Origin of the sequence: Bacteroides sp. OM05-10AA (assembly GCF_003439055.1) — a bacterium.
Lineage (GTDB): Bacteria > Bacteroidota > Bacteroidia > Bacteroidales > Bacteroidaceae > Bacteroides > Bacteroides intestinigallinarum.
The window spans coordinates 68758-94140 of the sequence record NZ_QSUR01000014.1 but is presented as its reverse complement, the minus strand read 5'-3'; the positions used below and the strand labels follow the sequence as shown (position 1 = coordinate 94140).

The window sequence follows — 25383 nt, the reverse complement described above, 5'->3', positions numbered from 1 at the left end:
GCACTCAATCATGACTCAATCGTTTCAACGTCTTTTTATGGTTCACGCCTGAACAGCTTTTACATTACCTGCTTTCTATCTTTGCCCCATAATCAAATCATTAAAACGAATCAAAATGACTGAAACTGAAAAAAATCATTCCTTCCAACGGGTACAGCTAATGAAGCAAGCTGCCGCCATCCGGCAAAACAACGGTATGAACCGGCACGATGCACTCGTCACGGCTCACCGGATAGGGGCTCTCATCCGGCAGATGCATCACGGAAATGTTTGTTTCCGCTACACCAAACAGGATGGAACCATCCGACACGCTACCGGCACCCTCACCGGATATGAACATAGCTTCCACCGTCCGTATCTACCCAAACCGGAAAATACATACGTTGTCTACTATGACATCGAAGCCAAAGGCTGGCGCACCTTTCACGCTGAAAATTTTCTGGATATCGAAACGGACGGGCAAGACAGCAACAAGTAAAAATGAATCTGCAAAAGAACGGAATGAACGGGCAGGAACGATAAGAATGGGAGGCGCTTTGCAGACAGTATAACGTAGATTCGCTATACGAGGCCATTCAAGGCTGCCGGGAAGAACTGGAGTTTCTGATTCATTGTGCCGAACGGCTCGAGCCTCATACGGAGGAGGAGGAAGAAACGCCGTTTAACACATACAGACCACAGCGTTTCTCCGCACCAGAAAGCGCCGTTTAACAGATGGAGGAAACGCCGTTTCTCCCCGCATGATTCAGAAAAACAATTATTTTTTAACAGAGTATAATTTTATTAACATTATCAATATCAAGTATGGAAAATTGGAGATTTATTGAAGAAAACCCCGACTATATGATTTCAGATCACGGGCGGGTATTGAGTTTCAAGGGCAGATCAAAGTTGATCCTTTGTGCCAAAATCATGGGGACCGGTTACGAAACTGTCATACTGCCGAATAAAGGTGTTTGTATCGAATACAAAATTCATCGTTTGGTTGCCAAAGCATTCATCCCCAACCCGGAGCAGCTGCCACAGATTAACCACCTCGACGGCAACACGATGAACAACCACGTGTCAAACCTCGAATGGTGCGATGCATACACCAATATGATGCATGCCATCCGGACGGGATTACGACGTACGGGAGTGGGATCTCATCAAACACCTTTCGCCGTTACGGATGCAACGGGGAAAGTATTGCGTGCCTACCCGTCTATGAAAGAAATGGTCAGAGAGGAACGTCTGAAGCCTGCGCACCGAAACTGGCTTATCCTCCAACTAAAGCATCCGGACCGCGTGAAACAACACGCCTTGCGTGTGCAACATCATCGGGGAGATGCTTTTATTATGGTTCAGACAAGGCCTGATCTGATTACAGTGCTTAATCGGCCCACCATACCTAATCAAACGACAACGCCGCCGATGGATGCTCCCTTCTCTCCGGTGCTCCATTCAGTAACGAAGCAATATTACCGCCAACTGTCCAAAGAGGAGGCTATTGCGTTCGGCGTTATCTCACCTGCCGTCTGCAAACAGGAAAGGAGGATTCTGCCATGAAAGACACGATCATCATCCACTGTTCCGCCACTCGTGCGGGACAGGATTTTACCGCTATCGACATCGACCGCTGGCATCGTCAACGTGGTTTTCGTTCTATCGGTTATCATTTCGTCATCCGTCTCGACGGTACGATTGAACCGGGAAGAGATGTTGCTCTCGACGGAGCACATTGCACGGGTTGGAACCATCGGTCTATCGGTATCTGCTACATTGGCGGATTGGACAGGAACGGTCGGCCCGCCGACACACGAACGGAAGCGCAGCGTGAAGCACTCGTCCGGCTGGTAGAAGATTTGCGCCTTGTCTTCCCTTCTCTGAAGCAGGTGATAGGGCATCGGGACACCAGTCCTGACCTCAACGGAGACGGCATTATCTCACCTGACGAGTATATAAAATCCTGCCCCTGCTTCGATGTAAAAGCAGAATTTATTCAGTAATAATCAACCATTTACAACCAGCATTTTATCATCATGGCCCGCATTTCCAAACCCGGATTAGATTATTTCCCCCTCGATGTCAATTTTCTGCAGGACAGAAAAGTACGCCGCATCTCCTGTCGCCACCACGCGGCAGGGATTGCCGCACTCACTTCGCTGCTCTGCCTCATCTATAAAGAAAAAGGTTATTATATTTTGTGGAACAAAGACACTCTTTTCGACATCGCCCAGGAAGCGTGTTGCGGGGAAGAGGAAATGCAGGCCATCATTGATGATTGCCTGTCAGTGGGGTTGTTCGATGATCTTATATATAAGGAGTATGGTGTACTGACTTCACAGGCGATTCAGGAACAATATCATAAAATCATCACCGACAGCCGGAGAAAATATAAATTGCCCCTGGAACATTTCTGGATTATCAAGGAGGAGAGTAGTGAAATAGAACCGGAAAATACGGATGACTCCGGCAAAAGTGTTACAAAACCCCATGAATTTGCTACAACAATGCCACAAACAAAAGAAGAAACGGATACAGATAGCAAAGGTAAACAGGAAAGGGATATGGAAAATGAAATCAAATCTGAAATAAAAAAAGACATAGAGACAGAGAGGGAAGGAAAAGACGGAAAGGAGAATGAGAGGATCATGCCACCCGTTCCGTCAAACAGCGTTTTTCAGGCTCCGCCTGTCGTTGTAGAGGGTTTGTCTTTGGATAAATCGATTGGAAAAGAAACGGTTTCGGAAGGGATGCAAGCGGGAGGAGGCTCGGAAGCTATACTTCTACTTAATATGCAAACTATCGGCATCCGGAACGAACAGACCGTGAAAGCGATTGTCGCCCTTGCCCGACGTAAAGAATTGGGAGGTCCCGGCGGTATTTTATGGAAAATTCTTAGTTCCCAATACCGCCCTACCCTACTCAAAAAGAATGAACCGGGTGATTACATTCTTTGGGCACTCAATCATCCGACGGAATTTGAAAACACCTACAACGGAACACTGAAAAAGCTAATCAGGGGAAGATAAAGCGGAAAAGTCTGCCTATAAACAAGGAACCTTTTTATTTTTACTGCAAAAGGGATGGAAAACCAAGAATTATCGTACCTTTGTAGTACGAAGAAAAAGCCTCTTTTTTATGTATAAAGAGAAACGTCTCTTTGCAAAACATAAAAAGAAGCGACCCAAAACAATGAGTAAATTTATCAATCCGTTCACCGACTACGGATTCAAACTAATATTCGGCAGAGAAGTGTCTAAGGATTTACTAATCGAATTTCTGAACGACCTGCTCGAAGGTGAACGAGTGATAACGGACTTACAGTTTTTGAATAATGAGCAATTGCCGCTCTATCCGGAAGGACGAGGTATTATCTATGATGTATATTGCACCACGGACACAGGCGAAAAAATCATCGTTGAAATGCAGAACCGCATGCAAAGCAACTTCAAAGAACGCTCGATTTATTATTTATCGCGTGCCATCGTCAATCAAGGAAGGGTAGGCAATGAATGGAAGTTTGAAATAAAAGCCGTATACGGAGTTTTCTTGATGAATTTCATTATCGACAAGAACATAAAACTCCGCACGGATGTTATTCTAAGTGACAGGGAAACAGGAGAACTCTTCTCGGATAAGTTCCGGGAAATCTTTATCGCCCTCCCTCTCTTCAACAAAAACGAAGAGGAATGCGAAACGAATTTTGAACGTTGGATTTATATATTAAATAATATGGAAACTTTAAAACGCATGCCGTTCAAGGCACGAAAAGCTGTCTTCGAGAAATTGGAAGATATCGCTGATGTGGCTTCTATGTCTCCGGAAGACAGGGAGCGATACGACAATAGCGTCAAAGTGTACCGAGATTATTTGGTGACAATGGATGCAGCTGAACAAAAAGGAATAAAAGAAGGGTTGGAAAAAGGTATAGAGAAAGGAATGAAAGAAGGTACACAAAGAGCCCAGCTGAAAATAGCCCGGAACATGAAAGCCAAAGGGATAGACAATGAGGCTATCGCCGAATGTACCGATTTACCTTTAAGTATAATCGAAGGGTTATAAAGCAATCGGATTCATAAAGGCACTATCTTGTAACCAACCGTTTACGAACGAAGAAAATAAAAGAGGTGAGCTCCCTTTGCAGGGTAGCCCACCTCTTTCTCTTCATACACAAACATTCAAATTATCAGGTTTCAGGTGTTCGTCAATATAACGGATGCCGTCCATCTTAAAAAGCCCCCGCAGAAGCGTATAGTTCAACATACGCTGCACTAAGTACGGGGTGCCTTGCAAGCTACTCTGGTAGATGACCTCCTGCAAATCCGGTGCAAAACGGTCGGGATCGACTCCGGGAAGCAGATAACCGCAAATCTTACAATGCGTCAAAACATCAATCAACTGCTGCAACCAGAAAGCTTCCTCCCGCTCGAAAGCAGCACGGTATTCCCTGTCGGCAGCAATATCCATCAGCAACTTCTTCCCCAGCGAATGAAGCAGGGTGAGATAGCCATCCACTGTGATGAAAAGTGCCTCCATGCACGAGCTGTCCATCCGTATCTGTTTTTGCTGGATCCGGCTTCTGATTCCGTTGGCAAAATCAGAAAGACAGACACGGAACAGACTCGTTTTGCTGGGAAAGAGCTTGTAGAGTGTCCGCTTCGACATCTTCATTCCCCTGGCTATATCATCCATCGTCAACCCGTCGGCACCATGCAGGTACATTTCCCGCTTGGTGTAGTCGAGTATCCGGCAACGCAGTGTTTCTGGATTCATACATACCTCCCTACATACGGCCGCCGCCCAATGCCTGATACAAAGTGATTACGCCTTGGATTTCGGTAAAGCGGTTCGCTACTTGTGACAGTTGCGCGTTGAGTAACGTCTGTTGGGCGGTCAATACTTCCAGATAAGTGGTGTTGCCATGTTTCATCAACAGGCTTGTGCTCTTGGCTGCTGTTTGCAGAGAAGCCACCTGCTTGTTGTAGTAGTCGGCTTTCTCGCGGGCAGTCTGGTACTGCACCAGTGCCTCGTTCACTTCCACACCTGCGTTCAGCAAGGTCTGTTCGAAACTAAGGCGGGCTTCCTCCTGTTGGGCTTTCGCTATTTTCAGTTGGGCGATATTCGCTCCTTTATTAAACAAAGGCTGCGTCAGGGAAGCCACGGCGGAGGCCAGGAACTTACCCGGATTGACAATCATGCTCCCTGCACTGTTGGTCCATCCTGCGCTGCCGCTCAACGTGATGGAAGGATAGAAAGCGGCACGGGCAGAATTCGTTGCATAGAAAGCCTGTGCCAACGAAAATTCTGCGCTGCGCACGTCAGGACGGTTGGCAAGCATCTGTAAGGGAACACCCACGGAGAAGTTTTCCGGCAACTGTTGATTTCCCAGTTTGCCACGCTGTATTTTGTGGGGAGTTTCTGCCAGTAAAAGTGCCAGTGAATTTTCCGCCTGATTGATTTGCTCTTTCAGGTCGAGCACAGTGGTACATATATTGAAGTAGGTAGCCTCCGTCTGCGCCAGTCCGGCCTCATTCACCATCCCGGCCTTTTTCATGGCACGGGTAGCATTTACACTTTCTTTCCAGGCAGCTTCGGTAGCCACAGCTATCTCATACTGCGAATCGAGCATCAGCAAGGTGTAATACGTATTGGCAACGGATGCTACCAACTGCGTCTTGACAGCCTGTTCATATTCCTTGCTCTGTTCGTAGGCAGCTTTCGCACGACGCTTTGCTGTTGTCACCTTTCCAAAAATATCCAGTTCCCACGAAGCAGTCACAGGCAGCGAATAAGTTTGTGTAGCCTTTCCACGGTCGAAGCTGCTGGCAGCTCCTTCCGGTGCCAGAAACAAAGAAGGCAGATAAGACAGTTTGGACGTCAGCAGCGTGGCTTCCGCTTCTTTCACACGCAAATGGGCAGTCTGCATATCGGTGTTGCGCAAGAGTGCCGAATCCACCAAATTCTGCAGATAAGGGTCGGTAAAGACCTCTCGCCACGAGAGGTTGCCGAAGTTTGCCGTATCGGTGGCAGCAACAGACTCGCTGCCGTAAAGTCCTTCGGGAACTTCCGATACCGGTTTGTATTTATTGTAGATACCGCAACTACTCAATATAAGCGTTGCTGCGGACAGAATGATTATTTTTCTCATTAGTTCTTATTTTAATTCAGGTCTAAAACCTTTAATCATCAATTATTCTTTTCCAGCTTTAGATTTTTCTTCGTCGCTCACTTTGATTTCTTCTTCAATCTGCCAGTCATGCGTCGGTCTGCTCTGCACGGGACGCAAACGTTCCTGTAACCACTGGAAAGCAATAAACAAAGTAGGCACGATGAAGAGCAACGCCAGTGTACCGATGGTCATACCACCTACTACACCCGTACCCAATGAACGGTTACCGTTGGCTCCCACTCCACTTGACATCATCAACGGGAACAGACCGAAAATCATCGTCAATGCCGTCATCAGAATCGGACGCAGACGGGCTTTAGCCGCACTGACCGCAGAAGCAATCAGCCCCATACCTGCTTTACGACGTTCGGCAGCATATTCCGTCAGCAAAATAGCCGTCTTCGCCAGCAGACCGATCAACATAATCAAACCTGTTTGCAGATAAATATTATTCTCCAGTCCGAACATCCAGGCGAAAAGGAAGCTACCCATCAATCCGCAAGGCACACTCAAAAGAACAGCGAACGGAATAATGAAGCTCTCATAAAGCGCACTCAAAATAAGGTAAATCATCAGGAAGCAGATACCGAAAATAATGATCGTCGTACCGCTCTGCTGGTTTTCCTCACGGGTGATACCTCCGTAATCATAGCCGTAACCTTTCGGAAGAGACTGTTCGGCAGTTTCCTGCACAGCCTTGATGGCGTCTCCCGTACTATATCCGTCGGCCGGCATCGCATTTACCGCAATGGAGTTATACATATTGAAACGGCTCAACGATTCCGCACCGTAGCTACGGGTCAGCGTAACGAACTGGCTCAACGGCGCCATCTCTCCATTCGACATACGCACAAAAGCATTATCGAGGGAAGTTTCGTCCAAACGGAACACCGGATCGGCCTGAATCATGACACGGTACACTTTAGAGAAACGGTTGAAATTGGACACATACTGTCCACCGTAATAACCGGACAGCGTACTCAACACAGCGTCGGGCGTGATACCTGCACGTTTACATTTAGCTGCATCCACCTCTACCGTCCACTGCGGATAGCGCACGTCGAACGTCGAATAAGCCATCGATATTTCAGGCCGCTGGTTCAAAGCTCCTAAATATTGCTGGGTGGTGGTAAAGAACTCGTTCATATCGCCGCCCATCTTATCCTGCATGTGGAGTTCGAGCGCATTACCCATACCGTAACCCGGAATCATACCCGGAGAGATGGCGAACACACTGGCATCCTTGATATCAGCCGTACGCGCATATACCTGACCGATCACCGACTGCACATTGTCCTCATCACCCGGACGTTCGTCCCACGGTTTCAGTTTGAGAATCAACATACCGAACGAGCTACCCTGTCCTGCCAACAATCCGTAACCGGCCACTTTCTGCACGTGTTTCAGTTGAGGTATTTCCATCAGACGTTTTTCGATACGTTCCATCACCTCGTCCGTCGTTGTCAGCGAACTGCCTGCCGCCGTACTTACATTCACGAAAATAACACCCTGATCTTCGTCGGGCACCAGACTGGTTTTCGTGTTATTCATCAGTAACACAAGCAACACCACGGAACAAGCCAGCAACGACCATGTCAGCCATCTGCGCTTGATAAAGAACAATACAATCGTCTTATATTTATCCACCATCACATCGAAAGCCGAATTGAAAGCCTTACGGAAACGTGCCGCAAAGTTGTTCTTCTGCGTTCCGTCTTCATTAATATAAGGTTTCAGCAGCAGGGCACACAAAGCCGGACTCAAAGTCAACGCGTTAATAGCCGAGATTCCTACCGCAACCGCCATCGTCAAACCGAACTGGGTATAGAACGTACCGGAAGTGCCGCCCATGAAGGACACCGGAATAAACACCGCCATAAACACCAGCGAAGAGGTGATAACGGCATTACTGATTCCTTTCATAGCGTCGATACTTGCCATATACGATGACCTGTAACCCACATCGAACCGCGCCTGCACCGCCTCGACGACAATAATGGCATCATCCACCACCGTACCGATAACGAGCACTAACGCAAACAGGGTCAGCAGGTTGATACTGAATCCGGCTATCGCCATGAAAGCAAACGTACCCACCAGGGAAACCACAATTCCGACCAGCGGAATCAATGTAGAACGGAAGTCCTGCAAGAAGACATACACCACAAGGATAACCAGGATGATAGCCTCGATCAACGTTTTCACCACCTCATGAATGGAAGCGAACAGGAAGTCGTTGGAGCTCATCATCTGCGTCAGTTCCACGCCTTTCGGAAGATCTTTGCTTGCTTCTTCAAGGAGTTTGTCGATGTTCTGGTTTACTTCGGTCGCATTGGAACCTGCCGTCTGGAACACCATACAGGATACACCCGGATGACCGTCCATACCACCGTGGTAAGCGTAGCTGTCCTGTCCCAGTTGGATATCGGCAACGTCTTTCAGTTTCAAGACTTCGCCATTGTCGGTGGAACGGATAACGATCTCCCCGAATTCTTCGGGAGTAATGAGACGTCCGGTGTACTTCATCGTATACTGATAAGTCTCATCGGAATTTTCACCGAACGAACCGGTAGCCGATTCGATATTCTGCTCGGCAAGCACACCGGTGATATCGGATGGAATCAGTTTGTACTGTGCCATCACGTCCGGTTTCATCCATACACGCATACTATATTCACCGCCCATAATCATCAGGTCGCCCACACCGGAGATACGAAGAATCTGCGGTTTCAGGTTGATACTGATATAGTTGGACAGGAAGTTCTCGTCGTAACTGTCGTCCGGACTATACAATGAGAACATCTGCAGAATACTCGTCTGACGCTTGGAAGTGGTCACGCCGACCTGGGTTACCTCCGCCGGTAGCTGTCCCGTAGCACGTGATACACGGTTCTGCACGTTGACAGCCGCCATATCGGGGTCTGTGCCCTGCTTAAAATAGACGGTGATGCTCACCGAACCGGAATTGGTGGCGGAAGAAGTCATGTAGGTCATGTCTTCCACTCCGTTGATCGCCTCTTCCAAAGGCGCAATAACACTCTTCTGCAATGTTTCCGCACTGGCGCCATAATAGGTGGTACTCACCATAATGGTAGGCGGAGCAATATCGGGATACTGCTCAACGGGCAAGCTGAACAGCCCGATGATACCCACTACGACAATCGTGATAGAGATGACTGCCGATAATACGGGGCGTTCTATAAAGGTTCTTAAATTCATGAATGATTCCTCCTCGGTTTAATTTTCAGTAGTAGTTGTCTTTGCCTTGATAGGAGTGCCTTCACGAAGCAGACCTACTCCTTCTGCCACGATCACATCTCCCGGTGCCAATCCTTCATCTACAATAAATTCCTGACCGCCATTGACGCGGGTCACTTGTACCTGACTGGATTGAGCCTTGCCGTCCACTACCTTATAAACATATCTCTTATCTTGTATTTCGAAAGTGGCAGCCTGTGGAATGGTCAGCGCACCTGTTTTTTGAACAGGAACAATCACGTTACCCGCACCACCGCTATGCAGCAATCCTTCCTTATTCGGGAAAACGGCACGCAGGCTGACCGTACCCGTCGAACGGTCGATCACTCCACTGATAGATTCAATCTGTCCCCGTTCGGAGTAGGCTGACTTATCGTTCAGTTGCAGGTCGATGGCAGGCATATTTTTCAATGCTTCCTCTTTAGAACCGTATTGGCGGATCAGTCCCAGTAATTGGTTTTCCGTCATGGAGAAGTAGACGTACATATCCGAATTGTCGGAAACGGTAGTCAACGGCTGGGCAAGAGCGGAACTTACCAAAGCTCCCACACGGTAAGGCAACGTGCCTACCACTCCGTCAACCGGACTTTTCACAACCGTATAAGAAAGATTATTGCGGGCACTCACTTCCTGCGCCTTGGCTTGTGCCAACTGTGCTTTGGCAGCTAACAGGGAGTTTTTTGCCGTACTCAAATCGAAAGAGGAAACTACGTTCTCTTTATACAGTTCCTCTTTACTGTCATAGGTCAGTTGCGCCGTAGCCAGAGAGGCTTTGGCCGATTCAACGTTTGCCACTGCCGTCTGCAAAGCAGCTTCATACGGCACTTGGTCGATGATGAACAATGTCTGTCCGTTCTTTACACGCTGACCTTCCGTTACGCAGACTTTAGTCAACGTACCACTTACCTGGGGGTAAATATCAATATCCTGACGTCCGCGGATGGTCGCCGAGTAGGCGCTTGAAATCATCCGGTCGGCCGGAGAAACGGTCATCACTTCATATTCTGTTTCCATTTGTGCCGGAGGAGCTTGTTTACAGCCCGTAGCAGCTACCATACAGCAGAGCAACAATAGCCCTTGCTTCACTTTACATACCTTTTTACTCATTTTCTGTTACCTATTTAACTATTTTTGAACGCGGCAAAGGTAGGCTGTTTTCTTCATAGAAAACTGGACATAGTGTATTCAGTTTTGTTCATTTTAGGAACATTAAAACCGATATTTAGTGAAAAAGTCCTATTTTTGTACCCAAAATAAGAAGAACAATGGAACAAAAAAACTCTAACCTAGCCATCCTCCGTGAACCGTTCGTTGCCGGAATGGACGAAAACCTGTCGCCAATTATGCATCGCCTGTGGAAACTGGAAGGGGGTGCCATCTATTTTTGCAGAAGCGGATGGGCACATGTCACAATCGACTTGAAGGACTATGAAATAGTAGAAAATACTCAAATCGTGCTTTTGCCGGGAACGATTATCCGTGTCAACGGCAGCAGCAGCGATTTCACTGCTTCTTTCTTCGGATTCCCCAAAGAAATGTTTCGCGAAGCCTGCCTGCGGTTCGAACCGATTTTCTTCCGGTTCATGAAAGAAAAACCGTGCTATAAGCTCCCGGAAGAAAATACCGGAGCGATCAACGGCTTGATTCATGCCACAACGGCCATATACAACGACCGCGAAAACCGCTTCCGCAACCAGATTGCCAAGAATCATCTCCAATCGTTTATGCTGGATATTTACGATAAGTGTTACCGCCACTTCGACCGCCGGGAAATTGAAGGGGGAAGCCGGCAGGATGAAATCTTCAAGAATTTCGTCGCACTGGTACACGAAAACTGTATCTCGCAACGGGAAGTGACTTTCTACGCCAACAAACTGTGCATCTCCACCAAGTACCTGACGGGTATCTGCAAAAGTGTGACACGCGACTCCGCCAAAAAGATTATCGACGACTTTGCTATCCTCGAAATCAAAGTATTGCTCCAATCTACCGAACTGACCATTCAGGAGATAGCCGACCGGCTCGGTTTTCCCGACCAGTCATATTTGGGGAGGTACTTCAAACGGCACGAGGGGATGTCGCCGAAGGAATATCAGAGTAAGTATTCCATGCAATAAAAACAACAAAAATACTACAGATAGGCGAGCGTGGTGTATTTTTCCGCCTATACACCACCGCACCTAAATTACTCTGTATTTTCATTGTCCTGTAATCCCTGATAAAGTCTACTTTCCAGTTCTTCGATGGAAGGCAATCCAGATTTTATATCTTGAGGGATTGATTTACCCAACTCATAATCAGAAATACCTATTGGTTTGTGCACGTCACGTAAAGCATATTCAGCCATAATACGATCTTTGTTCTGGCAAAGAAGTAAACCAATCGTCTGATTATCCCCTTCCCGACAAAGAATATCATCTACAGCGGAACAATAGAAATTCAGTTTGCCGATATATTCGGGCTGAAAGTCACCTTTTTTTTAACTCCACGACTAAATATCTGTGCATAAACACATTGTACATAAGGATGTCAATATAGAAATCATTGCCGGACACTTCGATGTGATATTGTCTACCCATGAAGGCGAAGCCTGCTCCCATTTCGAGAAGGAACTTTTCAATATGTTTAACCAACCCTAACTCTACATCTCTTTCGTTATATTCGTCAGTGAAAGTCAGCATATCAAAGATATAGGGGTCTTTTAAGGTTTCTTTTACCTGCTTGGCTTGTATTTCAGGAAGAGTGGTATCAAAGTTGTTTGCCAATGCTCCGTAGGTATGGTAGTAGTCCTGATTGATCGCTTCGATTAAGAAATTACGACTCCAGCCACTCTTTAAACATTGAATCATATACCAATAGCGAGCTTTCAGGTCCTTTACCCGTTGTATTAAAATGATGTTGTGTGACCAGCTTAATTGCTTTATCGGCAATACTATGGAAGCTGCCTGCAAATGCGCAACCGCTGGTTGCGCATTTGTAAGTTGCTGATTATATTCATTATAGAATTGAATCATCACCTGACAGTTTCTTTTTGAGAAGCCCTTCACTTTCGGATAATCATTCTTCAGGTCATTGGCAAGCTGTTCAAGCGCATTGTTTCCCCAGCCTATCTGTTTCTGGCTTTCACAAAGAAGTTTGCCGATGTCCCAATACATAGAAAGCATTTCTTCATTAGCAGAGTAAATCGCTTTTTTTTGTGCGAGTGCCACCCGTGCCTTGACTTGTTTAAGCAAAGTAGCGTAGTTAAATATACTATTCTGAATTTCCATTAATTATTTTTCATTTTAGATTAAAGACATTATAGGTTATTCCTACCCAAACATCATTCAGCCGATTGCCCCAAAGCAAAGAAACCTTTCCTCATAATAAAGTGACAAATATAATGATAATTAAAGAATTACGGATGTACTATCCGATAAATCTGTTTGCTTTTTCCGCCATGCCACAACTTCTGTCACAAGAACAAACGGATTATACTAATTAGTGTTTACGACACAACACAGATTGTTAACAGATCTGTAATACTATCTTAATCTGCCTTGTATTCCTTTGCACCGTGAAACAAAACACAGGTGTGAATAACTTTATTGCATTTAATAAATTAAAAGAAGCAAGGTAAAAGATTATGAAAAGAAACAAATGGCTGCTTTCTCTGTTGATTGGGCTCTTGTGCTGTGGCTCTGCATACGCACAGACAACAGTGAAAGGAAAAATAACGAGTGAAGGTGGGGAACCGTTAATCGGGGCTACCGTAGCTGTGAAAAACTCGACAGACGGCACGGTGACCGACATCGATGGAAACTACTCCCTGAAGACTAAGAAAACATTGACTCAAAAGGATTTGCTTGTATTCAGTTATGTGGGGTATAAAACGCTACAGAAGAATTATGCAGGCAACACGATGAATGTTAAACTGGCAGAAGAGTCGCAACAACTGAATGATGTGGTGGTGACTGCCTTGGGGATTAAACGTGAAGAAAAAGGATTGGGATATGCCACGGAAACCGTGAAAGGGGATATGATTACGAGCGCCCTGCCCACCAACTGGTCGACGGCACTGAATGGCAAGGTAGCCGGATTGAGTGTTATCTCTTCCGGTGGTCCGCTCAATTCGAGCCGTATCTCGCTGCGGGGGGACGTCTCGCTGAACCAGAACGGAAACGACGCATTGGTGGTAGTGGACGGTGTACCGATGAGTAGTCCGATGACCAATCCGGGTGTTGCCTACGGTGCAGGTTCAAACAGCGAACTTTCCGTGGACTATGGTAACGGATTCTCCGACATCAATCCGGATGATATCGAAAGCATCCAAGTATTAAAAGGAGCCAGTGCGACAGCCTTGTACGGTACGCGTGCAGCCAATGGCGTGATTATGGTGACTACCAAATCGGGAGCGGGTGCACCCAAAGGTATCGGTGTGTCTTACAGCGGTAACTTCAGTATTGACGATGTGATGAGATGGCCCGATTACCAGTATGAATTCGGACAGGGATTGCCGAGTAATATCGGTCCGGCAGGTTCTATCTACGAAGGCCAGCCCTATTACTCTTACGGAAAAGCGGAAGACGGCAGCTACGCAAGCACCAGCGGAACCAGTAGTGCCTACGGAGCACGCTTCGACGCCAACAGGTTGTTCTACCAATATGACCCTGTGACACAGGATCGTGCTTCTGTAGCCACTCCCTGGGTAGCGTACAAAAACAACCGCAAAGATTTGTTCCAGACGGGATATACCCTAACCAACTCGGTAGCCTTGACCGGAAAATCCGACCGGGGCAGCGTGCGGGCGTCCATCACCCACACCAAGAACGAATGGATTCTCCCCAATACAGGTTTCCAGCGTATCACCGCCATGATTTCCGCCCAACAGCAGATTTCGAGGGCACTGCGCATCAATTTCAAGTCGAGTTATACGTACCGCAAGCTCAACAACACGCCTGCACTGGGATATAACAGTAATTCTATCTCCTACTTCCTTATCTTCCAGAATCCGAATGTCAACCTCGACTGGTTGCGTCCGATGTGGCGTACCGGACAGGAAAACGTGAAACAGCTCCAACCGTACAGTTCATTTATCGGAAACCCGTATGTCATTCTGTACGAATCTGAAAATCCTTCGGAGAAACACAGTAATGTATCATCCGTTTCTGCCAATCTGCGCATCAACAGTAAATTCGATTTCATGATCCGGTCCGGTATCCAGTTGTCAGCAGACCAACGCGAACAGCATCGTCCTATCAGTGACGTGGTTTTCGGAAACGGATTTTTCAAGAAGCAGAATGTGTTCGATTATGAATTAAACAGTGATGCTTTATTTACTTACCATGATTCATTCGCCAACGGATTGCGTGTCAACGCTTCGGCAGGTGGAAACATGATGCAACAAAGCTACGATATGTTGGCTGCCTCGGTGGTAGGATTGATTACGCCGGGAGTATACAAACTGGCAAACGGTGTTTCCAACCCGAACGTGCAGACGGTTATCAAAAAGAAAGCGTTGAACAGTCTTTATTTCACGGCCAATTTCTCGTATAAGGATAAACTTTTTCTCGATGTCACCGGGCGCAATGACTGGTCGTCTACCTTGCCGAAAAGTAACCGTTCTTTCTTCTATCCGTCAGTCAGCGTCAGTGCAGTGATGAACGAGTGGTTCACGTTGCCGGAACAGATCAGTCTGTTGAAAGTGAGAGGTTCGCTGGCACAGGTCGGCAACGACACAGACCCTTACAAGACATCGCCCTATTATGGCACGAGCGATTTCCCCGGATCGGCCATCGTATCTTCTACGCTCTATAATCAGGATTTCAAACCGGAGATTTCGACTAATTACGAAACGGGATTCGACTTCCGTATGTTTCACAACCGCATCGGACTCGATTTCACGTTCTATTATAACCGCACCAAAAACCAGATTCTGGATGCTCCGATGGACCCGACCACAGGTTACAGCAAAGCTACCATCAATTCGGGATGCGTCCGCAACCGCGGTTACGAAATCCAGTTGGACGTTACTCCGGTAGTCAGTAGGGATTTCCGCTGGAACGCTACTTTCACCTGGTCTAAGAACGAGAACCGGATTCTCTCACTGGCGGAAGGGGCGGATGAGAACCAGTTAATCAGCAGTATCGGTAGTGTGTCTATCATCGGACGTGTGGGTGGAACCACGGGCGATCTCTGGGGATATAAGCTGGTACGCGACCCGGAAGGAAATGTGGTCATCAACGACAACGGATTGCCCGAACGTTCGGGAGAGATCGAATACGTCGGCACGGCCTATCCGAAATGGAAAGCCGGACTGTACAACGAATTTTCTTACAAGAACTTCACGCTTAGCGTCTTGCTCGACGGACAGGTGGGAGGTAAGATGTACTCGCACTCGCACCACAAAATGACGGAACAGGGAAAACTGCAACATACGCTGAACGGGCGTCTGCCGGGAACGGAATTTTATATGTCGAAAGACGACCCGCGCATCGCTGCCGCCGGACTTTCACCACAAGACGGGATGTACATGATTGCCCCGGGAACGGTGAAGAACGATGACGGAACTTACTCGCCAAACACCAAAGTGGTGACCGTGGAAAGTTATTATAAGGAATATTACCGGATGGCCAATGTGGAAACTAACACGTTCGACACTTCATTCCTCAAGTTGCGCGAAATGAGACTGGAGTACAAGTTGCCGAACAGCACACTGAAGAAAACACCGTTCAGCAAAGCATCGGTGGCACTCTACGCACGCAACCTGTTCTGTATCACCGACTATCCTCTGTTCGACCCCGAATCTGCCGCCCTCAACGGAAGTTCGATGGTGACCGGTGTGGAGACGGGCTCACTGCCTACGGCACGTACTTTCGGACTGAATATTAACGTATCTTTTTAAACACTGACTTATGAAAACCTGTAAACTTTTCAAAAATATAGTATGGGGAATGACTTTGTGCGGAGCTCTCTGCACGACTTCCTGCACCAGCTTCGACGAACTCAATACAGACCCCACCCGCATGGATGAGGTGAATCCCGGCACTCTGCTCAACCCGATTTTATACGAAACATCGGTCTACAACTGGAAACGCTACAACAGCTATACCTACGACCTGATGCAATGTGCCGTATCTACCAGCAGTACCAACGGTGTGGGATGGTGGTATATGACGGACAACGAAGGAGACGGCACATGGACTACTTATTATAAATGGATCAACAACGCCAAAGAGATGATGCGCCTTACCGGAAAATTGCCGGAAGCCTCCAAACAGCCCAACTACGATGCTATATCGCTGACTTTGCAATGTTGGCTATACCAGATTCTGACGGATGCCTTCGGCGATATTCCGATGAGCGAAGCCTGCTCCGCCGACGAGGGAATACTTGCACCGAAGTTCGACACCCAGCAGCAGGTGTACCAACAGATTATCGACAATCTGAAAACTGCCAACGAGTTGTTCGACAAAGCTAACGGGTTGATCTACAACCAATCGGGCGAAATGTTATACAAGACGTCCAAAGGGGATGCAACCGGTATTTTGAAATGGAAGAAGTTCTGCAACTCGCTCCGTCTGCGTGCACTGCTGCGGGTGATCGACGTGCCGGAATTCAACGCGAAACAGGAACTGCGTACCATGCTGACCGATCCCGCCACTTATCCAGTATTCGAATCGAACGATGATGCCGCCCTGCTTGCCATCAGCGGAACTTATCCGGAGGAAGCTCCGCTCACCCGTCCGCAGGATTTCACTTCTTATGTTCAGATTTCCGAGTTCTTTGTCAATCTGCTGAAAGGTTGGAACGATCCTCGTCTGCAGGTGTATGCAACACAGGTCACTCTCCCCGACCAGACTAAAGATTATGTGGGTTTGCCCAGCGGTTATCAGACGTTGCCTTCAATCACTGCTTCGGGACTGAATCAGGAAATGGCGAAGGCGCCTATGAAACTTGCCATGATGCCTTATGCCGAAGTGGAATTCATCAAAGCGGAATTACTGAAAAAAGGAGTGATCGACGGAGGAAGCAACGCTGCCAAAGAGGCTTATCAGAAGGGAGTGCAGGCGGCTATCGAACAGTGGGGACAGAAAATGCCTGACCATTATTTTGAAAATCCGGAAGCTGCCTATGATGATACGCTGGAACGAATCATGGACCAGAAGTTTGTTGCACTGTTCTTCTGCGATTATCAGCAGTGGTTTGAATATAACCGTACCGGTTTTCCTGTGTTACCAGTAGGGCCCGGCATCGCAAATGCTAATAACAAAATGCCGAAACGCTTTAAATATCCGGCTGCTCTGCAGCGTACCAACCTGAAGAATTATCAGGCGGCTAAAACGAACATGGGAGGCGATGACTTCCATATTCGACTGATGTGGCAGCAATAAATGAATGTGTCAGTCACCAAGATTTCGGCAATAATCATCATTTCAATCAATCTTTAAAATTCAATGAATATGAAAAGAATAATCAGTATGGCTGTTGTGTTAGTTATAACGATGGCAGCAATGGCGCAGAAAGGAGAGCTCGCCATGAACGAGAATATCTCCGGAAAAGACAATGCTTCCAAAAACGAAAAAGAAGCTACTCCCGTAGGCAAAAAGCCGAAAGCGGCGTTTATATTCGACGTGTATGGAGAAATCCCGACTACCAAACCGGTGTTTGAAACGGAACATTACCTGGGTAGTGATATCACTGGAAAATGGAACTCTTTCATCCAGAATTACACGCACGAGTATGATGTAACAATCGGATTTACGGATTCTTCGGTCGAAATTTTGAAACCTTCCATTTACAAGGCGGTCAATAAGGTGAATAAATATTATAAGAAGGCATTGAAGAAAGAAGAGGTGAGCAGGGAAGTTGCTACATTCAACATGGGTCATATTCTGGATTGTGCCAATGTGATGTGTTTCGATGATAACAGCAAACCTTTTGAGGAGGCTCTCAAGTCGGCAGATGAACCGGAAGAAATTATCGCATTATTCAATCAGGTTACTTTAAGAAAGTTATAAGCAATGAAAAAGATCAATTTTAGAAATACACTGTTTGCAGCGGTCTTGCTTTTCCAGCTGAACGCTGTTACCGCCTTTGGTCAGACGGTGGTGAAAGGTAGTGTGAAAGATAATACAGGTAACCCCGTCAGTGGTGTAGTGGTGACGGACGGGGCACATTTCAATACGACTGATGCAGAAGGAAACTATGTTCTGAACACTGATCCGGCACGTTATCCGATGGTCTACATCTCTACTCCGGCAGCGTATGAGCTTCCTTCCAAAGAGGGGGTAGCCGATGGTTTCTATCAATATCTGGACGCCGGGAAAAGCGAGAACCAATGTGACTTCGTATTGACTAAACGGCAGAAACCGGTGGATGAATTTGTATATATCGTCCTTTCCGACCCGCAAGTGAGAAACGAAAAGCAACTGGACCGCTTCCGCACGGAAACAGTGCCCGACCTGAAACAGACTGCCGACTCACTAAAGAACTTCGAAATCGTCGGCATGGGACTGGGGGATCTGGTGTGGGATGCCATGAACCTGTACGCTCCTTACCGTCAAGCGGTGTCCAACTTGGGAATGACGATGTTCCAACTGATGGGAAACCACGACTTCAACCTGCTCTACAAATCCATGACACAGACGGATCATCCGGCGGATGGTTATGGGGAACAGAATTATTATCAGTCATTCGGCCCGGCCAACTATTCATTCAATATCGGTAAAGTGCATGTGATAGCAATGAAGGATATTGACTACGACGGCAACAAGAAATACACGGAACGCTTCACGCCGGAAGATTTGGACTGGTTGAGAAAGGATTTAAGTTATGTGCCCAAAGGAAATATCGTGTTCCTGAACGTTCACGCTCCGGTAGCTAATAACACGGTAGCTGCAGGGGGAAATGCGCGCAACACCAATGCGCTTTTCCAACTGTTGAGGCCTTACCAAGTACATATTTTCTCCGGACACACGCACTTTTATGAAAATCAGTTGCCCGCTCCTACCATTTACGAACATAATATCGGGGCTGCTTGCGGCGCATGGTGGGCAGGACACGTGAATCGTTGCGGAGCACCGAATGGTTATCTGGTGGTACAAGTGAAAGGTGATGATGTGAAATGGCGTTACAAGGCAACAGGGTGTTCTCCCGACTATCAGTTCCGGCTTTACCAACCGGGAGAGTTTGAAAGCCAGAAAGACTATGTGGTAGCCAATATCTGGGATTGGGACTGGACGTATACGGTAAACTGGTACGAGGATGGAGTGTTGAAAGGTGCAATGCAGGCTTTTGACGATGAGGATCAGGATTATATCAATATGGTAAAGGGAAAGAAAACGGGTTATCGCACACGTCATCTTTTCCGTGCACAGCCTTCCAAAGATGCAAAATCTGTCAAGGTGGTGGTTAAAAACCGTTTCGGGGAAATATTCACGGAAGAGATAAAACTCTAGTTTTATTTCGGTCTGTTTATACTGGTAGTAATTATAATTATACTGGTAATAAATCAGAAAGTGTGTCAAAACGCAGATTAACGCAAATTATCGCAGATTATTTCAATTATATTGAAATATCAGTCAACGACTTGTAAAATTATTTCTGCGATAATTTGCGTTAATCTGCGTTTTATTATTCATCATGACACACCTTCTTTTTGAAACAATCTCACTTTAACGGAAAATCCGGCACATTGCTACTTTCATCGGTACTTTCCTCATCGCCCATAGTGCACAAAGCAGGGAACAGATGGCGCAGACCACAAATGTAACTCCGGTAGATACAAGGATATTTCCCAAGCCGACCAACGGAGAAACAATACCTCCGGAAGCAAAACAGAGTGCTCCCAACAGGGCGGAAGCTGCTCCGGCGTAACGACGTTCGCTATCCATCGCCAAGGTGGTGGAGGAAGTAAAGGTCAGTCCCATTGTGAAAAGTAATGCGAACATCAGCAGTTCATAGGTCCAGAAGCCGCATCCGTTATACAAGGCAATCATCACACAGACGGACAGGCACAACATACCGATGCATCCGGTCAGCGTCCCATTTTCAGGTTGGCGGAATTTCACGGAGATAGCTGCTGCCACTCCGATAGCTACCGCATTCACCGCGAAGCAGATACTAAATGCAAAGGGGGAAAATCCGTAATGTTGTTGCACAATAAAGGGTGAGGAAGCTATGTAAGCAAAGAGGATGCCTTGTGCAAATGCCAGTTGCAGGACATAGAGCATGTAACGACGGTTATGGACGATTGCACCGAAGTTGCGGAAAGTAGAAACGATTCCCGTCTTCGAGCGTTTCTCTACGGGAAGTGATTCTTTAAAACGGATGCAGCCTATCCACAGTAGTACGCCAATAAACAGCAATATCACAAAAATCCCTTTCCATCCAATCGTCCCGGTCACCAACCCTCCGACTACCGGAGCTGCCACGGGAGCCACTCCATTAATCGCGCCGATCACGGCCAGCATCTTGGCCAGTTCCTTCCCCGAAAACTTATCTGTAGCCACCGAACGGGATATAACAATACCGCCTGCCCCTCCGATTCCCTGTATCAATCTCAATGTGATAAACGAATAAATGTCCGGTGCAAAAAGACAGAATACGGTGGACACGATGAACAGTATCATCGAGACGAGCAACAACGGACGCCTGCCGTATTTATCACTCAATGGTCCGAAAAAGATTTGTCCCAATGCCAGTCCTATCATACTGGTGGTAAGTCCCAATTGCACCATCGACGAGTGGGTAGAAAAATAGTCTGCCATGGCTGGCAGACTAGGCAAATACATATCCGTCACAAAAGGTCCGAACGCTGACAACATACCGAGCAAAATCAACAAAAATACCTTTGAGTTCTCCTTATTTATTATTGCAGTCATAAACTATTGATTAAAATTCGACTGCAAAGGTATAGGTTTTCTTTTATTTACTTATAGGCTTAATCAGAACAAAAAAGGAGCTTTTCAGAACAATTTTTCTTATTTAGTCGTATAGCTTCACCTTACGGTACATATTATACCGTATCTTTACTTCAAATGGAATATAACGGAAGTTGTGTTCACGCAACACTTCCAAAATATTCGCCTGTGGATGAGCGTTCATATAGAGATTTAGTTTCTGTACATTACCCATAACCAGTTTTTTATTCCACAGATCGACAAATGAACGCAAAGGCAACAACACATTCCGGTCTCTCCGACGCAGTCCTCTGCGGTGCAAATGATATACATAACCCGTAATCGGATATTCGCGGGGAGCAAGGACGGAAAGTGACTTTTTCTCATTCATCCGATTCATCATCTTCTGTTTGTTCTGTACATCCGGCAACACTCCTTCTTCCGCACAGATTTTTTCAAGAATGACATTACGCACTTTCAACGGACTCCAACACTCTTCGCCATTGATTTCAGCCGCTTTAATGGTACAACACAAAGCAAAATGATCGCTATCTGACAAGCACACATCTACTCCCCCCAATCCTTTCCGATGAAAATAGAGTTGTCCGAAACGACCGGATTGCATCTGCCATATTTCCGCATCTGTTTTCGGATCAAGCATGCAGTGCATATTCGAATCAACATAAGGGTGCTTTGCTTTCCGGTTCACATAGTAAATTTCAACTTCTTTGGGCAGAATCTGCAACCCACTACTGATGTTGAGTTGATAATCCTTTAATAACGCCTCATTAATCTGCTGCAACAAGGGAGCATGACTACCGGTTGTTTCCAATAGTGCATGTACCATTTTTTTTATATTCTCCATATACAATACATTTATTGTTTAAATATTAATCCGACTATAAATATACGAAAATACGATGATTCAAGCAAGAGGGTTGTTGGTTATACACTAGTGCGCATACAAACACTAAAACACTGAATAACAAAGAAATAATCAAAAGTTAAATTTTAAAAAAAGAAAGAAAATCCAGCTTAAAAGAGAGTATTATGTACTTCCATTTTATCCATAAAAAACTCCGGTTGAGTCCATCAAAGCAAGTACATCTCCGACCTGAATGTTGTACATATTTCCGATAATCCGAGTATACCATTGCCTCTATTCGAGTAGTTGTTTGCAAGAGAACGTGTACTCTTTTCTATTCTTTCTCCTATTTGATACTCTATCTGTTATTCATTAAAAAATGTTATATTTAGGTCTGTATAGGGTTACAACTTACTTGTTTTTTTTCATAATTTTGCAAACCAAAAATAAAAAATAGATATCAAGATGAAACTAAGATATTATCAAAAGGATATTCGTTACAAGAACAAAATGGATGATTTCCATGGTTGGGGTGTAGCAGTGCAAATTTGATAATCCTATTTTCACTACAGAGAATTCATCACAGAGGATGCGAGAAGACACAGCATTCAAATAATCTTCATTAACTTGTGCCAGCAGCATATTTTAAAAGAAAAAAACTCTGTGTTAGTCATATTATTCTGTAGCGAAGAAAATTCGAACTTCTACTATTAATTAAATTTCTTTTCACTTTATGAGCAAAAAAAGATGGCTCATAGTGCCGCTGTGTGCCGTACTATGCAGCCAGGGACTGTTTGCCCAGACGCTTGACAGGAGAGTGTTGGGTATTGACGAAATGTTCCGTCTGGCAGACGAGAACAGTCAGAGTATTCAAACGTATAAAACCGGAAAGGAAGCAGCCGATGAAGCTTTGAAGGCTGCCAAGTCACAACGTTTGCCGGATATAGGTGCCTCACTCTCATTTAGTTACCTGGGCGACGGATATATATGGGACCGTGACTTCAAAAACGGGCAGAATATCCCTATGCCACACTTCGGCAATAACTTTGCGTTGGAAGCGCAACAAGTGATTTACGCCGGAGGAGCCATCAACAGCAGTATTACTCTGGCTGAACTCGGTCAGCAAATGGCTGCATTGGACTGGCAGAAGAACCGTCAGGAAATCCGCTTTCTCCTGACCGGCTATTACCTGGATTTATATAAGTTGAATAACCAGCTGCAAGTGTTACAGAAGAATCTGGATTTGACGGAACAGGTGATCCGCAACATGGAATCACGCCGCACACAGGGAACGGCCTTAAAAAATGACATCACCCGCTATGAGCTACAGAAAGAGACGCTGAAACTGCAACTGGCAAAGGTGCAGGATGCCCGCAAAATAATGAATCACCAACTGGTGACTACCTTACATCTGCCTGCCGGAACAGAAATCGTTCCCGATTCTACCTTGCTGAACGAGGAAGTGACAGCATTAGCCGAAAACGACTGGCAAATGATGGCCAGTCAAAGCAATGTCGGACTGCAACAAGCCCAGCTGGCTATGAAAATGAACGAGCAGAAAGTGAAACTGGAACGCTCGGAACTGCTTCCGAAAATTGCACTTGTGGCCGGTGAACATTTGGATGGTCCTATCACCATCGAAGTCCCGGTGCTCGACAATAACTTCAATTACTGGTATGTGGGAGTCGGTATCAAATACAATCTTTCTTCTTTATTTAAAAACAACAAGAAAGTGCGCCAGGCAAAACTGAACGTCCGCAGAGCACAGGAGGAATATTCACTGGCACAGGAACAAATAGAAAACGGTGTACAGGCGAACTACGTCAACTTTCTCACCTCTTTCACAGACCTGCGTACACAGGAGAAAAGCGTGGAACTTGCTGACCAGAACTATAACGTAACCAGCAACCGTTATAAAAACGACCTTGCCCTGCTCACCGATATGCTCGATGCCAGCAATATGAAACTAAGTGCCGACCTCGGTCTGGTCAATGCACGTATTAACTTGATATACAGTTATTACAAAATGAAATATATCACACACACTCTCTAACAGAGAAGTAATGACTTATCAAAAAGAATCCAACTTATAACAGAATCAAATTCTCATCTCTCTTAAAATAGAACAGATTATGATAGCTAGAAAAACCCAGAAGATAATATACAACATTGTAATTATCTGTTTACTTATCGGTGGTGTCACTTATGTTTGTTCCCGGTTTATCCACTTGGGAAATATCGAATATACGGATAATGCGCAGGTGAAACAACATATCACGCCGATCAATACCCGTGTACCGGGATTCATCAAGAAAATCTACTTTGACGAGTATCAGCAAGTGCGCAAAGGCGACACGCTTCTTATCATCGAAGATACGGAATTCCGTCTCCGTGTGGCACAGGCAGAAGCAGATTTGGCGAATGCCACCGCAGGACGCCAGGCCACTACCATCGGTATCGCCACTACGCAAAACAATTTAAGTGTGAGCGACGCAAGTATTGAAGAAGTACGTGTACAGATGGAAAATGCCAAACGGGAACTAAACCGTTTTGAGAAACTGTTGCAGGAAGACGCAGTGACAAAACAGCAATATGACAACGTACATACAGCATACGAAGCTGCCAAAGCCCGTTATGAACAGGTGTCACGGGCTAAAATGTCTACTTCTTTAGTGAAAAGCGAGCAGACTCATCGCCTGGGACAGAATGAAGCAGGTGTCCGCCTGGCAGAAGCTGCGTTGGAACTTGCCCGTCTGAATCTCTCTTATACAGTCATCATTGCTCCGTGTGACGGCACGACAGGAAAGAAAGAAATCCTGGAAGGGCAACTGGTACAACCGGGACAGACTATGGTTGATATCGTAGACAGCAGTGATTTGTGGGTAATCGCCAATTACCGCGAAACCCAGCTTCCGAATATCAAGGAAGGTGCAGAAGTGGAAATAACCGCAGACGCCGTGCCGGACGTCACATTCAAAGGAGTAGTAGAATCCATCTCCGATGCAACAGGAGCCGCCTTCTCAATGATTCCGCAAGACAACGCCACCGGAAACTTCGTGAAAGTGGAGCAACGTATTCCCGTACGTATCAGTCTGAAAGGAAACAAACCAGAAGATTTGAAACACATGCGTGCCGGTTTTAACGTGGAATGTGAAGTGAAATATTAACACTCCAATTCCCAATCGCTTTAATTTTTTAATTTTCAATTCTTAATTTTCAATTCT

General features: G+C 46.1%; 18 protein-coding genes and 1 pseudogene. 12 read left to right on the top strand and 7 right to left on the bottom strand.

What is annotated here, in order from left to right; genetic code table 11:
* Positions 1-115 precede the first annotated feature (115 nt).
* The 5 genes from DXB58_RS12845 to DXB58_RS12820 all read left to right on the top strand — a co-directional run bounded on the left by DXB58_RS12845 (position 116) and on the right by DXB58_RS12820 (position 4047).
* On the top strand, positions 116-478 hold the full coding sequence (locus tag DXB58_RS12845; protein ID WP_122136981.1) for an SH3 beta-barrel fold-containing protein: 363 nt from the start codon (positions 116-118) through the stop codon (positions 476-478).
* Positions 479-804: 326 nt separating this feature from the next.
* A complete protein-coding gene (locus tag DXB58_RS12835) occupies positions 805-1548 on the top strand; it encodes an HNH endonuclease (protein ID WP_122136980.1) in 744 nt (247 codons plus the stop codon).
* A complete protein-coding gene (locus DXB58_RS12830) occupies positions 1545-1988 on the top strand; it encodes an N-acetylmuramoyl-L-alanine amidase (protein WP_117935304.1) in 444 nt (147 codons plus the stop codon). The genes DXB58_RS12835 and DXB58_RS12830 overlap by 4 nt, the downstream gene beginning before the upstream one ends.
* 33 nt (positions 1989-2021) lie before the next feature.
* A complete protein-coding gene (locus DXB58_RS12825) occupies positions 2022-3014 on the top strand; it encodes a DUF4373 domain-containing protein (RefSeq protein WP_122136979.1) in 993 nt (330 codons plus the stop codon).
* A gap of 109 nt (positions 3015-3123) precedes the next feature.
* The gene (locus DXB58_RS12820) at positions 3124-4047 is read left to right on the top strand and encodes an Rpn family recombination-promoting nuclease/putative transposase (RefSeq protein ID WP_199487951.1); all 924 of its coding nucleotides are present in this window, start codon (positions 3124-3126) and stop codon (positions 4045-4047) included.
* Between the two features lie 102 nt (positions 4048-4149).
* Here the strand turns inward: DXB58_RS12820 and DXB58_RS12815 are convergent, their stop codons facing one another.
* The 4 genes from DXB58_RS12815 to DXB58_RS12800 are packed head-to-tail and all read right to left on the bottom strand — an operon-like array spanning position 4150 to position 10519.
* Positions 4150-4758 (bottom strand): TetR/AcrR family transcriptional regulator, encoded by a 609-nt coding sequence (locus tag DXB58_RS12815; RefSeq protein WP_122136978.1) that lies wholly within the window; start codon positions 4756-4758, stop codon positions 4150-4152.
* Positions 4759-4768: 10 nt separating this feature from the next.
* Positions 4769-6133, bottom strand: coding sequence for a TolC family protein (locus DXB58_RS12810; RefSeq protein ID WP_122136977.1), 1365 nt, complete (start codon positions 6131-6133; stop codon positions 4769-4771).
* Between the two features lie 42 nt (positions 6134-6175).
* On the bottom strand, positions 6176-9373 hold the full coding sequence (locus tag DXB58_RS12805; protein ID WP_122136976.1) for an efflux RND transporter permease subunit: 3198 nt from the start codon (positions 9371-9373) through the stop codon (positions 6176-6178).
* Between the two features lie 18 nt (positions 9374-9391).
* Positions 9392-10519, bottom strand: a complete 1128-nt coding sequence (locus DXB58_RS12800; RefSeq protein ID WP_117935314.1) for an efflux RND transporter periplasmic adaptor subunit — start codon at positions 10517-10519, stop codon at positions 9392-9394.
* A 158-nt stretch (positions 10520-10677) separates the two neighbouring features.
* On the opposite strand from DXB58_RS12800, the gene DXB58_RS12795 reads away from it, so the two are divergent.
* Entirely contained in the window at positions 10678-11529 is an 852-nt protein-coding gene (locus DXB58_RS12795) for an AraC family transcriptional regulator (RefSeq protein ID WP_122136975.1), read from the top strand.
* A 68-nt stretch (positions 11530-11597) separates the two neighbouring features.
* Here the strand turns inward: DXB58_RS12795 and DXB58_RS12790 are convergent.
* Positions 11598-12681: pseudogene (locus DXB58_RS12790) on the bottom strand (YhcG family protein).
* Between the two features lie 356 nt (positions 12682-13037).
* Between DXB58_RS12790 and DXB58_RS12785 the strand changes: the two are divergent.
* The 4 genes from DXB58_RS12785 (at position 13038) to DXB58_RS12770 (ending at position 19851) form a co-directional block, all read left to right on the top strand.
* A complete protein-coding gene (locus DXB58_RS12785) occupies positions 13038-16295 on the top strand; it encodes a SusC/RagA family TonB-linked outer membrane protein (protein WP_122136974.1) in 3258 nt (1085 codons plus the stop codon).
* A 10-nt stretch (positions 16296-16305) separates the two neighbouring features.
* Positions 16306-17784, top strand: a complete 1479-nt coding sequence (locus DXB58_RS12780) for a SusD/RagB family nutrient-binding outer membrane lipoprotein (RefSeq protein WP_122136973.1) — start codon at positions 16306-16308, stop codon at positions 17782-17784.
* 69 nt (positions 17785-17853) lie between these two features.
* A complete protein-coding gene (locus tag DXB58_RS12775; protein ID WP_199487950.1) occupies positions 17854-18411 on the top strand; it encodes a hypothetical protein in 558 nt (185 codons plus the stop codon).
* 3 nt (positions 18412-18414) lie between these two features.
* Positions 18415-19851, top strand: coding sequence for a calcineurin-like phosphoesterase family protein (locus DXB58_RS12770; protein WP_122136971.1), 1437 nt, complete (start codon positions 18415-18417; stop codon positions 19849-19851).
* Between the two features lie 216 nt (positions 19852-20067).
* Here the strand turns inward: DXB58_RS12770 and DXB58_RS12765 are convergent, their stop codons facing one another.
* A complete protein-coding gene (locus DXB58_RS12765) occupies positions 20068-21276 on the bottom strand; it encodes a multidrug effflux MFS transporter (protein ID WP_122136970.1) in 1209 nt (402 codons plus the stop codon).
* Between the two features lie 103 nt (positions 21277-21379).
* Positions 21380-22159, bottom strand: coding sequence for a hypothetical protein (locus DXB58_RS12760; protein WP_122136969.1), 780 nt, complete (start codon positions 22157-22159; stop codon positions 21380-21382).
* Positions 22160-22892: 733 nt separating this feature from the next.
* Here DXB58_RS12760 and DXB58_RS12755 point away from each other — a divergent pair.
* Complete coding sequence (locus DXB58_RS12755; protein WP_122136968.1) at positions 22893-24212, top strand: TolC family protein; 1320 nt, start codon at positions 22893-22895, stop codon at positions 24210-24212.
* Between the two features lie 79 nt (positions 24213-24291).
* On the top strand, positions 24292-25326 hold the full coding sequence (locus DXB58_RS12750) for an HlyD family secretion protein (RefSeq protein WP_122136967.1): 1035 nt from the start codon (positions 24292-24294) through the stop codon (positions 25324-25326).
* Positions 25327-25383: the final 57 nt, after the last annotated feature.

Coding starts and splice junctions, on each gene's coding strand:
- DXB58_RS12845 (WP_122136981.1), top strand. CDS start 116: ATGACTGAAACTGAAAAAAATCATTCCTTCCAACGGGTACAGCTAATG.
- DXB58_RS12835 (WP_122136980.1), top strand. CDS start 805: ATGGAAAATTGGAGATTTATTGAAGAAAACCCCGACTATATGATTTCA.
- DXB58_RS12830 (WP_117935304.1), top strand. CDS start 1,545: ATGAAAGACACGATCATCATCCACTGTTCCGCCACTCGTGCGGGACAG.
- DXB58_RS12825 (WP_122136979.1), top strand. CDS start 2,022: ATGGCCCGCATTTCCAAACCCGGATTAGATTATTTCCCCCTCGATGTC.
- DXB58_RS12820 (WP_199487951.1), top strand. CDS start 3,124: ATGTATAAAGAGAAACGTCTCTTTGCAAAACATAAAAAGAAGCGACCC.
- DXB58_RS12815 (WP_122136978.1), bottom strand. CDS start 4,758: ATGAATCCAGAAACACTGCGTTGCCGGATACTCGACTACACCAAGCGG.
- DXB58_RS12810 (WP_122136977.1), bottom strand. CDS start 6,133: ATGAGAAAAATAATCATTCTGTCCGCAGCAACGCTTATATTGAGTAGT.
- DXB58_RS12805 (WP_122136976.1), bottom strand. CDS start 9,373: ATGAATTTAAGAACCTTTATAGAACGCCCCGTATTATCGGCAGTCATC.
- DXB58_RS12800 (WP_117935314.1), bottom strand. CDS start 10,519: ATGAGTAAAAAGGTATGTAAAGTGAAGCAAGGGCTATTGTTGCTCTGC.
- DXB58_RS12795 (WP_122136975.1), top strand. CDS start 10,678: ATGGAACAAAAAAACTCTAACCTAGCCATCCTCCGTGAACCGTTCGTT.
- DXB58_RS12785 (WP_122136974.1), top strand. CDS start 13,038: ATGAAAAGAAACAAATGGCTGCTTTCTCTGTTGATTGGGCTCTTGTGC.
- DXB58_RS12780 (WP_122136973.1), top strand. CDS start 16,306: ATGAAAACCTGTAAACTTTTCAAAAATATAGTATGGGGAATGACTTTG.
- DXB58_RS12775 (WP_199487950.1), top strand. CDS start 17,854: ATGAAAAGAATAATCAGTATGGCTGTTGTGTTAGTTATAACGATGGCA.
- DXB58_RS12770 (WP_122136971.1), top strand. CDS start 18,415: ATGAAAAAGATCAATTTTAGAAATACACTGTTTGCAGCGGTCTTGCTT.
- DXB58_RS12765 (WP_122136970.1), bottom strand. CDS start 21,276: ATGACTGCAATAATAAATAAGGAGAACTCAAAGGTATTTTTGTTGATT.
- DXB58_RS12760 (WP_122136969.1), bottom strand. CDS start 22,159: ATGGAGAATATAAAAAAAATGGTACATGCACTATTGGAAACAACCGGT.
- DXB58_RS12755 (WP_122136968.1), top strand. CDS start 22,893: ATGAGCAAAAAAAGATGGCTCATAGTGCCGCTGTGTGCCGTACTATGC.
- DXB58_RS12750 (WP_122136967.1), top strand. CDS start 24,292: ATGATAGCTAGAAAAACCCAGAAGATAATATACAACATTGTAATTATC.